Source organism: Streptomyces sp. JLBT605 (genome assembly GCF_058215555.1).
Genome location: NZ_CM177087.1, coordinates 669,012 through 684,300 on the forward strand (window position 1 = coordinate 669,012; position 15,289 = coordinate 684,300).

Here is a 15,289-nt window from a genome sequence, read left to right on the forward strand (position 1 = left end):
CGGGCCGCCGCGGATCACCTGCGCAACGGCCGGTGCCGGCACGCGGCGGCCGCCGGGCGCGCAGGTCCGTCGCCGGGCCCGGCAAGGCTGCTCACCGACCAGGCCCGGGGTCATCAGGCTCGTCGGCATCAAGCTCGCGGGCATCAGGCTCAGGGGCGTCAGGCTCGGAGGCATCAGGCTCCGGAGTGCCGTATCCGCCGCCGCCCGGGGTGCGGATGACCAGGACGTCACCGGGCGCGGCGTCCGCGGTGTCGCAGCCGGCCAGTTCCTCGACGGTGCCGTCGGCCCGTTCCAGGAGATTGTGGCCGCACTGCCCCGGCTCGCCGCCCGCCATGCCGTACGGCGGGACCCGGCGGTGGTTGGTGAGCAGGGCGATCGTCATCGGCTCCAGGAAGCGGATGCGCCGGGTGACCCCGCAGCCGCCGTGCCAGCGCCCCCGGCCGCCGCTGCCGGCGCGCACCGCGAAGCTCTCCACCCGCACCGGGTAGCGCCACTCCAGCACCTCGGGGTCGGTCAGCCGGGAGTTGGTCATATGGGTCTGCACGGCGTCCGTGCCGTCGAAGCCGTCCCCGGCGCCGGAGCCACTGGCCACGGTCTCGTAGTACTGCACGCGGTCGTTGCCGAAGGTGACGTTGTTCATCGTGCCGGATCCCTCGGCCTGCACGCCCAGGGCCGCGTAGAGCGCGCCGGTCACCGCCTGCGAGGTCTCGACGTTGCCCGCGACGGTGGCGGCCGGGAAGACCGGAGCCAGCATGGAGCCCTCCGGGATGCGCACGTCCAGCGGTTTCAGGCACCCGCTGTTGAGCGGGATGTCCTCGGCGACCAGGGTGCGGAAGACGTAGAGGACGGCGGCCATCACCACCGAGCTGGGGGCGTTGGCGTTGCCGGGCTGCTGCGCGGAGGTGCCGGTGAAGTCGAGCACCGCGCCGCGTGCCCGGTGGTCGACGCGCAGCACGACCTGGATGACCGCGCCGCTGTCGGTCTCGTAGGCGTACGAACCGTCCTGAAGGCCGGCGAGGATGCGGCGGACGGACTCCTCCGCGTTGTCCTGGACGTGCCGCATGTAGGCGTGCACCACGTCGAGCCCGAAATGCTCGATCATATGGCGCAGTTCCTCGATGCCCTTCTCGTTGGCGGCGATCTGGGCGCGCAGGTCGGCGAGGTTGGCGTCGGGGGCGCGGGAGGGGTAGGGGCCGGCGGTCAGGAGGGCGCGGGTCTCCTCCTCGCGCAGCCGTCCGTCGCGCACCAGCAGCCAGTTGTCGAAGAGCACCCCCTCTTCCTGGATGGTGCGGCTGAAGGCGGGCATGGAGCCGGGTGTGATCCCGCCGATCTCGGCGTGGTGGCCCCGGGAAGCGACGAGGAACAGCAGGCGTGCGCCCCTTCCCGCGGCGCCGGCAGCCGATGCCGCGGCGCCGGTCACTGAAACCACTGGTGTCGCCGATGCCACGGTGTCGAACACGGGGGTGACGACGGTGACGTCCGGCAGGTGGGTCCCCCCGTGGTACGGGTCGTTGATCGCGTACACGTCGCCGGGCCGCATGCCGTCCTCGTTGCGCCGCAGCACCTCCTTGATGGACTCGCCCATGGAGCCCAGGTGCACCGGGATGTGCGGGGCGTTGGCGATGAGGTTGCCCTCGGCGTCGAAGAGGGCGCAGGAGAAGTCGAGCCGCTCCTTGATGTTGACGGAGTGGGCGGTCTTCTCCAGGCGCACGCCCATCTGTTCGGCGATCGCCATGAAGAGGCTGTTGAAGACCTCCAGCATCACCGGATCGACATCGGTGCCGACCGCCGTCGTACGCGGCCGGGGCCGGACCCGGGTGAGCAGCAGATGGCCGCGGTCGCCCGCGGTGGCCCGCCAGCCGGGATCGACGACGGTGGTGGCGTCCTCCTCGGCGATGATCGCGGGCCCGTCGACGCGGTCGCCGGGGCGCAGCCGGGCGCGTTCGTGGAGCGGCACGCGCCGCCAGCCGCCCTCGGTGAACATCGGCACCGTGGCGGGCTCGGCGGGCGCGCCGTCCGGCTCGGGGCGGTCGGCGTGGTGGAGGCCGGCCGCCGCGCCGCCGGGCGCGCCGGTCGCCTCCACCGACACCGCCTCGGCGATCAGGGGTTTGTCCATGGTGAAGGCGAAGCGGGCGCGGTGGGCCCGGACGAAGGCGTCGCGCATCGCGTCGGCCGAGTCCAGCGGGACGGGGAGGGAGGCGTCGGTGCCCGCGTAGCGCAGGTGCACCCGGGCGGTGGTGCCGATGGTGTCCTCGGGGATGCCGTCCTCGCGGAGTTCGGCGCGGGTCCGCTCGGCCAACTCCTCGCACAGCCGGCGGATCCGCGGCAGCGCCTCCTCGGTCAGCTCGGTCTCCACGGCCTGCTCGCGCATGGCGGTGGCGTCCGCGACCCCGATGCCGTAGGCGGAGAGCACGCCGGCGAGCGGCGGGACGATCACGGTGCCGACGCCCAGCGCGTCGGCGACCGCGCAGGCGTGCTGGCCGCCCGCGCCGCCGAAGCTGGTGAGGGCGTAGCGGGTGACGTCGTGGCCGCGCTGCACGGAGATCTTCTTCACCGCGTTGGCCATGTTGAGGACCGCGATGCCGAGGAAGCCGGCCGCCACCTCCTCGGGCCCGCGCCGGTCCCCGGTGGCCGCCGCGATCTCCTCGGCGAGCGCGCCGAAGCGGGTACGGACCAGCTCGGCGTCGAGCCGCTGGTCGCCGTCGGGGCCGAAGACGGCGGGGAAGTGGGCGGGCTGGACGCGGCCGAGCATGACGTTGGCGTCGGTCACGGTGAGCGGGCCGCCGCGCCGGTAGCAGGCAGGCCCCGGGACGGCGCCGGCCGAGTCGGGTCCCACGCGGTAGCGGCGGCCGTCGAAGTGCAGCACCGATCCGCCGCCGGCCGCGACGGTGTGGATGTTCATCATCGGCGCGCGCATCCGCACGCCCGCGACCTCGGTGCCGAACAGGCGCTCGAACTCCCCCGCGTAGTGCGACACATCGGTCGAGGTGCCGCCCATGTCGAAGCCGATCACCCGGTCGTGCCCGGCCTCGCCGGAGGAGCGCGCCATGCCGACCACACCGCCCGCGGGGCCGGAGAGCACGGCGTCCTTGCCTCGGAAGTGGGCGGCCTCGCGCAGCCCGCCGTTGGACTGCATGAACATCAGCCGGATGCCGCTCAGTTCGGCGGCGACGCCCTCGACGTAGCGGCGCAGGATCGGTGAGAGATAGGCGTCCACCACCGTGGTGTCGCCGCGCGGGACCAGCTTCATCAGCGGGCTCACCTCGTGCGAGCAGCTGACCTGGGTGAAGCCGAGGGCGCGCGCGGCGGCGCCGACGGCCTGTTCGTGCGCGGGGTGCCGGTATCCGTGCAGCAGCACCACGGCCACGCTGCGGAAGCCGTCGCGGCGGGCGGCGCGCAGCGCCTCGGTCACGGCGGTCAGATGCAGCGGCCGCACCTCGCCGCCGTGCGCGTCGACCCGCTCGGGGACCTCCACCACCCGGTCGTAGAGCGCTTCGGGCAGCAGGATGCGGCGGTCGAAGAGGCGGGGGCGGTTCTGGTAGGCGATGCGCAGTGCGTCCCGGAAGCCCTCGGTGATGACGAGCACGGTCGGCTCGCCCTTCCGCTCCAGCAGGGCGTTGGTGGCGACCGTGGTGCCCATCTTGACGACCGAGATCCGCTCGGCCGGGACCGGCTCCCCGGGAGCCAACCCGAGTGTCCGGCGGATTCCGGCGACGGCCGCGTCCTGTGACCGGCCGGGGTCGTGGGAGAGCACCTTGCGTGCCATCAGACGGCCGTCCGGGCGCCTGCCGATGACGTCCGTGAAGGTGCCGCCACGGTCGATCCAGAACTCCCAGCGTCCGGTCGTCACCCGGCCATTGTCGCAGCGCGAGCCCTGCCGGGCGGGTTCATCAGACCCGCGGCGGGCGGCGATCCCTGGCAGGCGCTCACCCTGGCGCAGGCCCGGCGAAGCACCGCCGGGTGCGCCTCCGCCCGGCCGCCGCGCCCTCAGGGCGAGGCCGGCGCGGACGCACCACCCCGGAGCGGTACGGGCGGGGCCGCGGCAGCTGAGCGCGAGGCGGCGGCCGGAGGCGCACCCGCCGGCAGGACAGCCGGCGGCGCGTCGTGGGCGGCGAGGAAGGCGGCCACGGCGGCGGGCCAGCCGAAGCACTCGGCGCGGGTGCGGGCAGCCGCGCGGCGATCGTCCGCCGGGCGGTCCAGCAGCCGTTCGACCGCGTCCGCGAAGGCGGTGCCGCTGTCCGCCGCCGTCTCACCCGCCCCACCGACGATGTCCGGCAGCGCGGACACCTCGCTGACCACGACCGGCGTCCCGCAGGCGAGGGCCTCCAGCGCGGCCAGCCCGAACGTTTCCGCGGGCCCGGGCGCGAGCACGATGTCCGCGCTCGCCTGGAGGGCTGCCAGCGCGGCGCGGTCGGCCAGATGACCGAGGAAGGCGACCGGCAGGCTCTCCGTCTGAGCCCGGGCCTCCAGCCGGGCGCGGAGCGGGCCGTCGCCCGCGACCACCAGCCGGGCGGCCACCCGGCGGCGCCGGAGTTCGGCGAGCGCGTCCAGCGCGCGCCCGGGCCGCTTCTCGGGTGAGAGCCGGGAGCAGAGCAGCAGCAGCGCCGATCCGCCCCGCAGGTGCCGGGCTCGTAGCGCCGCGCTGTGCCGCTCGGGGTGGAAGTGGCCGAGGTCGACACCGAGGGGTGCGCGGACGACATTGCGGGCGCGGATCCGGAGGAACTCCCGCGCCGCCCATTCCGTGGTGCAGACGATCCGCGAATAGGCCAGCGTGGTCCGGGAGTTGAGCCGGTCCGCGACCTGGCGCGCCGCGGCCTCGGGCACGCCCCAGGCGCGCAGCACGCCGTCGGCGCTCTCGTGGGAGACCATCACCGCGGGCACCCGGGCGCGCCGGGCCCACTCCCCCGTCCAGCGGAGGGTGGTGCGGTCGGAGACCTCCAGCCGGTCCGGTGCCAGGCCCTCCAGCAGCCGGGTCACTCGCCGCCGGTCGGTGAGCAGCCGGTAGCCGCCGGTGCCGGGGATGGCCGGGCCGGGCAGGGTGATGACGCGGCCCTGTGGGGTGTGCCGGTCCGAGGCCCGCTCGCCCGGCACGATCAGCACCGCCGTGTGGCCCGCCGCCTGGTAGCCCGCGCCCAGCTCGCGCAGGGCGGTGCGCAGCCCGCCGGAGGCGGGGGTGACGAAGTTGGCGAGCCGGACGATGCGAAGCGAGGGATGGCGGGAGGGGTGGCCGGTGGAATGGCCGGTGGTCATGCCGCCACCGCCGTCCGTGCCGACAGCACCTCGGTGTAGTGGTCGATCAGCTGGTCGCCGACCGCCGTCCAGGTGCGCCCCGCCACCGCTGCCCGGCCCTGGCGGGCCAGCCGGGCGCGCAGCCGTGGGTCGGCGGCGAGCAGGGACACCGCGTCGCGCACCGCGTCGGCGTCGCCGGGCGGCACCAGCAGGCCGGTCCGTCCGTGGCTGACCAGGTCCAGCGGGCCACCCGCCGCGGGGGCGATCACCGGCACGCCGCTGGCCTGCGCCTCCTGCACGGTCTGGCAGAAGGTCTCCTGGGCCCCGGTGTGCGCGAAGACGTCCAGTGAGGCGAAGATCCGGGCGAGCTCGGTTCCGGTGCGGCGGCCGAGGAAGAGGGCGCCGGGCAGCGCGGGGCGGAGCGCGGCTTCGCTGGGGCCGTCGCCGACCACCACCAGCCGTACCCCCGGAAGGGTGGAGACGGGAGCCAGCAGGTGGACGCTCTTCTCCGGGGCGAGCCTGCCGACGTAGCCGACGAGGAGTTCCCCGCCGGGGGCGAGAGTGTGGCGCAGCTCGGGGTCGCGGCGCCGCGGGTGGAAGCGTTCGGTGTCCACCCCGCGCGGCCACAGTGCGACCCGTGGAACGCCCCGGTCGGCCAGGTCCTGGGCGGCGGCGCTGGAGGGGGCGAGGGTGCGGTCGGCGGCGGTGTGCACGGCGCGGATCCGCCGCCAGGCGGCGTTCTCGCCGGTGCCGAGATAGGTGCGGGCGTAGCCGCCCAGGTCGGTCTGGTAGACGGCGACGGCGGGGATGCCCAGCCGCAGCGCGGCGGACATGCCGCGCGCGCCCAGCACGAAGGGGCTGGCGAGGTGGACCAGCTCGGTGCGGTGCGCGGTGAGCGCGGCCGCCAGGCGGCGGCTGGGGAGCGCGACCCGCACCTGCGGATAGCCGGGCAGCGGCAGCGATGGAATACGGACAACCGGGCAGGGACCGGGGGCGGTGCCCTCCGGCGGCGGGTCCTGGGCGCCGGCCGGGGCGATGACCAGGGGATGGTGGCCTCGCCGCTGGAGATGGCGGGCGGTCTGCAGGGCGCAGTGGGCGACACCGTTGACGTCGGGCGGAAAGGATTCGGTCACTATGGCGACACGCATAACCGTGTTGTCGGCGCACCAGGGGTAGCCCCGGCGGCGTGGATCTGTCCGCCCGGGGAACGTCCCATGAGCGTTCGTCCCCGCGGTCGCTCGCCCCCCGGACGCGACGGCCGATACCAGGACCGCCCGGGCGTACCGGACGGGCCCGGTCCGCGCCCGGCGGAAGCACCCGTGCCGCCGGCGGCAGCCGACCGGCGCGCCGAGCGTCCCCGGCAGGTGCCGGCGGAGTGCGGCGGCCCGCCGCACGTTCAGGATCCGTCCCTGCCCTGCGAGCCACGACGCATGGGCGCAAGGCACGCGCCGGGGGGCGAGGACGGCCGGGGCCCGGAGGCGCGTACTGGGGCGGCGGCGTTCGGCCGGGCCGGCCCGAGGACGGCGAGGGCCGGGCCCCGCGCCCCTTCGCAGGGAGCGTGCTCCCGCAGGGAGTGGCCCTTGCGACGCACGGTACCGGGCGGGGCAGCGCTTCGCGGGGCCGCGCCGCACCCCGACGGCCGCTCGCCGCGAGGCGCTACGCCTCGGGACCGATGCGGCTGCGCACCGCCGTCTGGACCTCGGCTTCCTCGGCCGGGTCGGTGGCGAGCCTGCGGAGCTGGTCGACGACCCGGGTGTCCGCGGTGGCGGCGTGCCGGGCGGCCACTTCGCGTGTGGTCTCCTCGCAGTCCCAGAGGCACTCCACCGCGAAGCCGGCGGCGAAGGAGGGGTCGGTGGCGGCCAGTGCCTGGGCTGCGCGGCCGCGCAGCTGGGAGGAGGAGGTCTCGCGGTAGATGTGGCGCAGCACCGGGGCGGCGCAGCCGATGGCCAGTCGGCCGGCGCCCTCCACCAGCGCCCACAGCGCCGGGGCGTCGGGGCCGGCGCCGCGCACGGTGCGGCGGAGCGCGGCGAGGACCGGGCCGGAGTCGTACTGCCCGCCGCGGCAGGCGAGCATCGCGGCGGCCGCGTCGCCGAGCGCGTCGGGCCGCTGGGCCCACAGCCGGGCGCGGTCGAGCGCGGCGACGCTGCGCATGCGCTCGAAGGCGGTCAGGGCGGCCTGGGTGAGGAACTCCTCGGCAGGCTCGGTGGCGGCGGCCTCGATGAGGTCGAGCACCTCCGGGTCGCCGACCTCCGCGAGGTAGCGCAGGGCGGCGGCGCGAGCGGTGTCCGGGCCCGCGGTGGCCGCGGCGAGCAGCTCGGGGCGGTCCTCCGGGCCGGCCACCGCGGCCAGGCAGCGGGCGGCGGCCTCGTGGCGGCGCGCTCCGGGCAGGACGTCGTGGTCGGCCTGCGCCCACCGCAGGACGTCCTGGACGCTCCAGCCGGGGCGCGGCCCGGCCGGGCTCAGCTGGCGCTGCCAGCGGTCGAAGGCGCCGCGCTCCTGGGCCGCGCGGACCCGGGCGCCGTGGAGCGGGTCGTCGGCCCACAGCCGCCAGGGGCGTGGTTCATAGGCGCCGCGGGCGGCCGCGGCCAGCTCGGCGTCGCCCTCGGGGGTCTCCGGGAACCTGGCCAGGACGGCGGGGGCCAGGGCGCGCAGCCCGGCGTCGTCGTCGCGCAGCGCCAGCTCGTCCAGGGCCCAGGCCCAGTTGGCGCCGGTGGCGGCGTAGCGGCGCAGCAGCAGCAGCGCGTCCTGCCGACCGTAGGAGGCGAGGTGGCCGAGCACGGAGAGGGCGAGTCCGGTGCGCTCCTCCTCGGTGTCGAGGAGATCGTCCGGGTGAAAAAGATGCTGTTCGATTCGGTCGAGTCCGCACTGGAGGTCCATGCACAGGCGCGCGTAGTAGAGCGAGCGGTTCTCGACCTGCCAGTCGCGGCGGGGGTCGTGCAGCACGCAGTGGTGCAGTGCCGCGAGCGCCTCGGCCCGCGGCGCGGCGAGGGCATGCAGGGTCCCGTCGCCACGGCCTCGCTGCAGGAGGCCGAGCAAGGTGCCGCTGGGCGCTATGTCTGGATCGAACATGAGGTCAGCATCCGGTGCGGTGAGTTTCGCTGGCAACGGGATTTCCGTCGACCGGCATTCTTGCCGGTGTCCGGCCGTGGTATGCCTGATGAACGGCAATGAGCTGCGGGTTCCCGAGCGCCGCAGCTTACCGGAGTGACTTGTTCCGCCAAGCTCTCGCCGGGTTGCCAGAGGAAGGCCGGTGGCATATGCCAAAAGCACCACCGTATCGGGTATTGCGGAATCCCTTACGCGATGTCGCAGCCTGTGCAACAGTCGTAACCGGTCCTTTCCGCCTCCACTGGCCGCGCCGCGCCCTGTATCGGAGTACGTCATGCCGTCCCCTCGCTCTGCGGACCACCCCGCCGCCCAGCCGCCCGAGAGCGGCATGGTCGATGCGCTCATCTCGCAGACCAGGCAGTTGCGGGGCGGCATCGACGCGGTCCGGCGGGACACCAGAGCCGGCGGCCTGGCCGAGCTGGACGACCCGCGGCTGCGCTGGCGGCGCGCGCTGTGCGACCTGGCCGTGCACCACCTCGACGACCTGGGCTCCCACCTCGGCCAGCTGCGCGAGGGGCTGCCCGGCGACCCACCCGAGCCGGAGGCGCAGTGGGACCGGCTCACCTCCTCCTGCGAGCCCGCGGAGCGTCCGGCGGCGCAGACCCGCGTCGGCAGCGCCGAGTGGAATTTCCTCACCGACGAGGTGACCTGGTCCGACGAGCTCTGTGCGATCTTCGGCCGGTCCCCCGCGGAGGGCGGCCTCAGCCTGGACGAGCTTCCGTCCTGGCTGGTGCCCGAGGACCAGCCGATCCTCACCGGGCTGGTCACCGGCTGCCTGGTGGACGGAAAGCCGATCGACGGTGAATTCCGCGTGCAGCGTGTTGACGGCGGCATCCGCACGCTGCACATGGTCGGCGAGCCGGTCCTCGACGCCGAGGGCTGCACCTCCTCGATGTGGGCGGTGCTGCGCGATGTCAGCGAGCTGCGCCGCAGCCAGCGCGTGGTCCACGAGTCACGGGACTCGCTCCAGCGCCAGCGGCAGATCGCGCGCACCGAGCACCGGATCGCCGTCGAGCTGCAGGAGACCGTGCTGCCGCCGTGGCGCGGCGCCCTCCGGCACCCGCACGGCGGTTCACCGGCCCTGGACCTGGCCGCCCGGTACCTCCCCTCCGCCAGCAGCGCGCTGATCGGTGGCGACTGGTACGACGCCCTCCAACTCCCCGGCGGACGCACCCTGTTGACCGTGGGCGACCTCACCGGACACGGCGTGGCCGCGACGACCGGCATGGCCATGCTGCTCGGCGCGGTGCGCGGGATGGCGGTCGCCGGCATCGAGCCGGGGCCGCTGATGGGGTGGCTCAACCAACTGCTCGACACCGCCTCCCAGCCCGCCCTGGGCAGCGCCGTCTGCGGGATCTACGACCCGGCCGACCGCACCCTGGTCTGGGCGCAGGCCGGGCACCCCGCCCCGCTGCTGTTCCGCGACGGGACGGGGCGCGCACTGCAGTCGCCGGACGGCGTGCTGCTCGGCGCCACCTCCGGCGCCGCCTACGACCAGCGCAGTGAGCAGCTGCTGCCCGGCGATCTGCTGGTGCTGCACACCGGCGGACTCTCGCCGCGCGGCCTCGACATGGACGCGGACACGGGGGCCGAGCGCCTGCTGGAGCTCGCACCTCGGTTGACCGCGGCGCGCGGCGCCCAGGACTGCGTCCGCACCGTGGTCGAGGCGTTCGGCGACGAGGAGCGCGAGGACGACGCCTGCGTGCTGATCGCGCGAATTCCCGACTGACCGACTCGTGGCCGACCGCGAGCGATCCTGACCGCCACCTTGTCGACCATTGTCGCGCCTGGCCGACACCTGACCGGCGCGTCACCGCCATCCGACCGGCAGCCGACGGCATCCCGGCCGCCGGCGCCCCGGCTACACCGTGGCGCTCCTGGTCGGCCCCTGCCCCTTCGGCATCGCCAGCTGGATCTCCTCGCGCAGTTCCTTGATCCTGGGGTAGCCGGCGTACTGCGCGGTGAGCCGGTACATCTCACGTAGCCGGTCCCAGGTCCGGTGCGAGGAGTTGTCCTTTATCGACAGCAGCGCCATGCGTGCGTACCGGTCGGCCTGCTCCGGGTCGTCGGCGATGAAGCACGCGGACGCGATCGAGATGTGGTCGAAGATCTGCGAACGGCCCCGGCCGTTCTCCCGCATGTCCAGCGCCTCCTTGGCGTGCTTGTGCGCGATGGTCGCGACCGCCGGCTCGTGCTCCGCCAGGGTGCGGTAGACCAGCCCTTCCATGCCGTGCAGATCGGCCTCGTTGAACAGCTGCATCCAACTCGGCGGCGGCACATCGGTCTTGTCCGAGACGAACAGCTCCTCGGCCTCGCCCAGGGTGCGGCGCACCGCCTGACTCTGCCCCATCGACGCCTGGGCCCACGCCTCGATGGTGGCGAACATCGCCCGGGTGCGCGGCAGGGTCTGCTCCCCCGCCCCGGCCTTGGCCAGCTTCATCAGGTCCAGCGCGTCCTCGGGACGGCCCAGGTGCACCATCTGCCGGGCGGCCCGGGAGAGTGCCTCGCTGGCACGCGGCCGGTCGCCGCCTTCGCGGGCCGCGTGCGTGGCGATGAGGAAGTACTTCTGGGCCGTGGGCTCCAGGCCGACGTCGTGCGACATCCAGCCGGCGAGCACCGCGAGGTTGGCCGCCACCCCCCATAGTCTGCGCTGGAGATGGTCGGGATGGTGGAAGGAGAGCATCCCTCCGACCTCGTTGAGCTGGCCGACCACCGCCTTGCGCTGGAGTCCGCCGCCACGGGCCGCGTCCCAGGCGCGGAAGACCTCCACCGAGCGCTCCAGCGCGTCGATCTCCTGGGAGCCGACGGGCGCCGCCTCGTAGCGGTCGAAGCTCGCCTGGTCGGCGAAGAGGGGATCGTCGAGACGGGGCGTGTCGGCGGCGAGGGCCGGGTCGGTGTGCAGCCAGTCGTGCATGGCGCTGCTGAGTGCTGAGCCTGCGGCGAGCGCTGCGCCGGCGCCCACCAAGCCGCGTCGGTTGAACATAAGGTCCATTCCCGTGAATTCGGTGAGGACCGCGGCCACACGCTCGGGTGCCCAGGGCAGGCCGTCGCCGGACGGCCCTCTCCCGGTACGCCCTTGTCGCCCGAATCCAAGGTCCTCGGTGGTCACAACACGACCGAGACGCTCGGTGAACAGGGCTGCCAAAACCTTGGGCACGGGATCACGCGGCGTCTCACCGGTCTCGATCCAGCGCCGGACCCGGGAGGTGTCGGTCGCCAGCTGCGGATGGCCCATGGCCGCCGCCTTCCGGTTCACGAGTCTCGCGAGCTCACCCTTGGACCAGCCGGCCAGGCCGAACAGGTCCGCGAGTCGGGCGTTGGGTTCCCTTGTCACGTCAAGCCCCCAGGTTCCTCGGCTGGTTCGACACTAACGGCCTGTCACGGGCCAGGCGACTATTCGCCAGGGTTCGCCAGGGTCCGCCAGATGGTGTGCCACCCGCTCGGGGGTGTGGTGTAGGAACGCGCCACCCGGCCCGGCGTCCGGGCCGCATTCCCCAGGGTGCGGACCACCCGGGGCCGGGAGCGCACCACTCGTCGGCACACGAAGGGATCTGTATTGCCCATGTACGCAGCATCGTCCTCCGTGTCCGTTCCAACTCGGCCGCACCGCCCGCACACCGGCGGCGGCCCTTACCTCGACCCCACTCATGGCGGGCGGGTGCGACGGGCCCCGGGGCTCGGGCCGCAGTCGCTGAGCGGACGGCTTGACCTGTCCGGCCCGCAGGGGGCGCAGCTGCGCACCGTGATCGCGTCGGTGCATCGGATCTGCCCGGAGTTCAACCCCGTTCAGGTGCTGCGTCGGAGCGGACGATCCGTACTTCTGGTCGGCACCACTGGGCGCGCAACGGCGGTGGCCAAGTGCCTGCTGGACCACTCGCCCGCCTGGTCGGAGCGATTCCGGCACGAAATAGGGGCATACCGTGCGTTCGTCCGGCACCGGCCGCCGGTGCGCGTCCCCCGGCTGATCGCCGCGGACCCGGAGAACTGCACGCTGGTCATCGAGCGGATGCCGGGCCGGGTAGCGGCTCTCCAGCGGTATCCGGTCGAGCCGCCGCCGAGGGCGGACATCCGGGCCGCGCTCGGCGCGATCTGCCGGATCAACAGCTGGCGGCCGCCGGCCGGCCGGTTCGACGCGCCGATCGACTACGCCGCCCGCCTCTCCCGCTACCACGAGCTGGGCTTACTCACCGACCGGGACATGGGTGATCTGCAGAAGCTGCTGCACGGGCTGGCGCACGCGCCGGGCCGGCAGGGGCGGGGGCAGTTCTGCCACGGCGACGCACTGCTCAACAACATCCTGCTCTCCCCCGCCGGCGCGGTGCTGGTGGACTGGGACCACGCGGGCTGGTATCTGCCGGGGTACGACCTGGCGACGCTGTGGACGGCGCTCGGCGACGCCCCGGCGGCACGGCGGCAGATCGCCACCCTCGCCCAGACCGAGGGGCCGGCGGCGCGGGACGCCTTCCTGGTCAACCTGATGCTGGTGCTGACCCGCGAGATCCGCACCTATGAGACGGCCGTGCACCGCACCATGACCGACCCCGCCCCACTCGCGCCGGGCACGGTCGGGGCGGGCGAGGAGCAGCGGCTGCTGCTGCGCCGGCTCCATGACGACTGCGCGATGGCACGGCGTGCGGTGCGGGCCGCGGTCGGCACCCGATGAGGGGATGACGGCACGTCACCGGTTTGGACCAGTGACGTGCCGCAGGCCCAGCGCCCGTGCCGGGAAAGGAGCCGGCACGGGCCGGACGTGTGCATTTTGCAGGTCCGGAGATGATTGACGAGACGTCTGGCAGCGGATACCTCTAGGGCGTTCGACCCCGCACGCTTCACCACTCCCCAGCCACGGCTGGGCGGTGCCCGGGCACGCCCCAACCCGAGGAGGCCGCATTGCGAGGTATCCCCCAGGCACGAACACGCATCCCAGCGGTGCGGCGCACGCCGGCGCTGCGGGCCGCGGGCGCCGTCGCCGGCATGGCGCTGCTGCTGCCCCTCCTCTCCGCGGCCCCGTCCGCCACCGCCGGGCAGCCGCGGACCGGCGCGCTCCAGGAGGCGTTCACGGACGCAGCCGAAGAGTTCCACGTCCCGCGGAGTGTGCTGCTGGGCGTCTCCTATCTGGAGTCCCGCTGGGACGGGCACCAGGGCGCCCCCAGCGTCACCGGCGGCTACGGCCCGATGCACCTCACCGACGCGCGCACCGCGCTGGCCGAGGCGCCGCACCACAGCCATGGCGCGGAGGACGCGCGCGGTGACGCGGCGCGGGCGGTGAAGGCCGTCGTCGCCGAGCTGCCCGAGCCGGCCAGGATGCCGGCGCGGCTGCGCACCCTGGACCGGGCCGCCCGGCTGACCGGGCTGTCCGCCCGGGAGCTGCGCCAGGACCAGACCGCCAATGTGCGCGGCGGCGCGGCGCTGCTGGCCGAACGCCAGCGCGAGCTGGGGCTGCCGCTGAGCGGGGATCCCGCCGACTGGTACGCCGCGGTGGCGGGCTACTCGGGGGCGTCCGACGCCGAGACCGCGGCGGTCTTCGCCGACGACGTCTTCGCGGTGATGCGCGGCGGCGAGCGGCGCACCACCGACGCGGGCCAGCGGGTGGTGCTGGCGGCGGACCCGGGGCTGGCGCCCCGGACCGGGCTGCTGCGGTCGCTCGGGCTGCCCCGGCGGGAGCGCGACGGGAACGTCGAGTGCCCCAGGCACGTGGCCTGCGAATGGATCCCGGCACCCTACGAGGACCTGGGCGGCGGCGACTACGGCAACCACGACAAGGGCGACCGCCCCGTCTCGCAGCGCGTCGACTACATCATCATCCATGACACAGAGGGCTCCTGGGAGACCACGCTCAAGCTGGTGCAGGATCCGACGTACGTGTCCTGGCACTACACCCTCCGCTCGGCGGACGGTCACATCGCGCAGCACGTGCCGACCAAGGACGTCGGCTGGCACGCGGGCAACTGGTACGTGAACGCCAAGTCGGTGGGGCTGGAACACGAGGGCTTCCTGGCCGCGCCGGACGCCTGGTACACCGAGGCGATGTACCGCACCTCGGCCCGGCTGGTGCGGTATCTGGCGAAGAAGTACGACATCCCGCTGGACCGGCAGCACATCCTGGGCCATGACAACGTGCCCGGCACGACCACGGCGACCATCCGGGGCATGCACACCGACCCCGGCCCGTACTGGGACTGGGCGCACTACTTCACCCTGCTCGGCGCCCCGTTCCACCGCACGGCCGGGCCGCACGGCGGGCTGGTGACGATCCGTCCGGAGTACGACGAGCACGAGCCGGTCTACACCGGATGTGTGAAGCCGGCGCAGCCCTGCGATCCGCACGGCTCGGGCGCGGTGCGGCTGCACACCGGGCCGAGCGAGGAGTCCCCGCTCGTGAAGGACATCGGTCTGCGGCCGGACGGCAGCCCGTCGACCACCGGGGTCAACGACACCGGTGCCCGCGCCTCGACGGGCCAGCGGTTCGCGGTGGCGGACCGCTCGGGCGACTGGACCGCGGTCTGGTACCTGGGGCAGAAGGCGTGGTTCCACAACCCGCGGAAGCAGCCGACGGCGGTGGACGGCAAGGGGCTGGTGGTCACCCCGAAGGAAGGGGCGGCCGAGGTCCCGGTGTACGGGCGCGCCTACCCGGAGAAGGAGGCGTATCCGGCCGAGGTGCCGGTGCAGGCCGTCTCCCCGCTGCCGTACAAGCTGCCGGCGGGCCAGGAGTACGCGCTGGGGTTGCGGACCCAGGGCGAGTATCTGTGGGCGACGACCTTCGACCCGGCCGGGCACCGGGTGGTGCGGGGTCAGGAGACGTACCTCCAGGTGCAGTTCGGGCACCGGGTGGCGTTCGTGAAGGCCGCCGATGTGACGGTACGGCGCTCGGGCGGCTGAGCGGTGGCGGGTGACGGCCCGCGGGGCGCCGGCTGGCGCACCCGCGGACCGTCACCTGTCGGCTACCGGCGGC

Annotated in this window: 8 protein-coding genes; 3 read left to right on the forward strand and 5 right to left on the reverse strand. The window is 74.3% G+C overall.

Annotated elements, in window-relative coordinates:
- Window positions 1–91 precede the first annotated feature (91 nt).
- From AC4BDD_RS03140 to AC4BDD_RS03155, 4 genes are all read right to left on the reverse strand, one after another.
- Complete coding sequence (locus tag AC4BDD_RS03140) at window positions 92–3,850, reverse strand: hydantoinase B/oxoprolinase family protein (RefSeq protein WP_490689422.1); 3,759 nt, start codon at window positions 3,848–3,850, stop codon at window positions 92–94.
- Window positions 3,851–3,987: 137 nt separating this feature from the next.
- The gene (locus AC4BDD_RS03145; protein ID WP_490689423.1) at window positions 3,988–5,250 is read right to left on the reverse strand and encodes a glycosyltransferase; all 1,263 of its coding nucleotides are present in this window, start codon (window positions 5,248–5,250) and stop codon (window positions 3,988–3,990) included.
- The gene (locus tag AC4BDD_RS03150) at window positions 5,247–6,377 is read right to left on the reverse strand and encodes a glycosyltransferase family 4 protein (protein ID WP_490689424.1); all 1,131 of its coding nucleotides are present in this window, start codon (window positions 6,375–6,377) and stop codon (window positions 5,247–5,249) included. The genes AC4BDD_RS03145 and AC4BDD_RS03150 overlap by 4 nt, the downstream gene beginning before the upstream one ends.
- Window positions 6,378–6,885: 508 nt before the next feature.
- The gene (locus AC4BDD_RS03155; protein ID WP_490689425.1) at window positions 6,886–8,298 is read right to left on the reverse strand and encodes a HEAT repeat domain-containing protein; all 1,413 of its coding nucleotides are present in this window, start codon (window positions 8,296–8,298) and stop codon (window positions 6,886–6,888) included.
- Between the two features lie 313 nt (window positions 8,299–8,611).
- Here AC4BDD_RS03155 and AC4BDD_RS03160 point away from each other — a divergent pair, with 313 nt between their 5' ends.
- Window positions 8,612–10,066, forward strand: coding sequence for a PP2C family protein-serine/threonine phosphatase (locus AC4BDD_RS03160; protein WP_490689426.1), 1,455 nt, complete (start codon window positions 8,612–8,614; stop codon window positions 10,064–10,066).
- Between the two features lie 132 nt (window positions 10,067–10,198).
- Here AC4BDD_RS03160 and AC4BDD_RS03165 read toward each other — a convergent pair whose 3' ends face one another.
- Entirely contained in the window at window positions 10,199–11,671 is a 1,473-nt protein-coding gene (locus tag AC4BDD_RS03165; protein WP_490689427.1) for a DNA-binding protein NsdB, read from the reverse strand.
- Between the two features lie 228 nt (window positions 11,672–11,899).
- On the opposite strand from AC4BDD_RS03165, the gene AC4BDD_RS03170 reads away from it, so the two are divergent.
- Window positions 11,900–13,000, forward strand: a complete 1,101-nt coding sequence (locus AC4BDD_RS03170) for an aminoglycoside phosphotransferase family protein (RefSeq protein WP_490689428.1) — start codon at window positions 11,900–11,902, stop codon at window positions 12,998–13,000.
- Between the two features lie 311 nt (window positions 13,001–13,311).
- Entirely contained in the window at window positions 13,312–15,216 is a 1,905-nt protein-coding gene (locus AC4BDD_RS03175; protein WP_490691632.1) for an N-acetylmuramoyl-L-alanine amidase, read from the forward strand.
- The last annotated feature ends 73 nt before the right edge of the window (window positions 15,217–15,289 follow it).

Coding starts and splice junctions, on each gene's coding strand:
- AC4BDD_RS03145 (WP_490689423.1), bottom strand. CDS start 5,250: ATGACCACCGGCCATTCCACCGGCCACCCCTCCCGCCATCCCTCGCTT.
- AC4BDD_RS03150 (WP_490689424.1), bottom strand. CDS start 6,377: ATGCGTGTCGCCATAGTGACCGAATCCTTTCCGCCCGACGTCAACGGT.
- AC4BDD_RS03155 (WP_490689425.1), bottom strand. CDS start 8,298: ATGTTCGATCCAGACATAGCGCCCAGCGGCACCTTGCTCGGCCTCCTG.
- AC4BDD_RS03160 (WP_490689426.1), top strand. CDS start 8,612: ATGCCGTCCCCTCGCTCTGCGGACCACCCCGCCGCCCAGCCGCCCGAG.
- AC4BDD_RS03170 (WP_490689428.1), top strand. CDS start 11,900: ATGTACGCAGCATCGTCCTCCGTGTCCGTTCCAACTCGGCCGCACCGC.
- AC4BDD_RS03175 (WP_490691632.1), top strand. CDS start 13,312: ATGGCGCTGCTGCTGCCCCTCCTCTCCGCGGCCCCGTCCGCCACCGCC.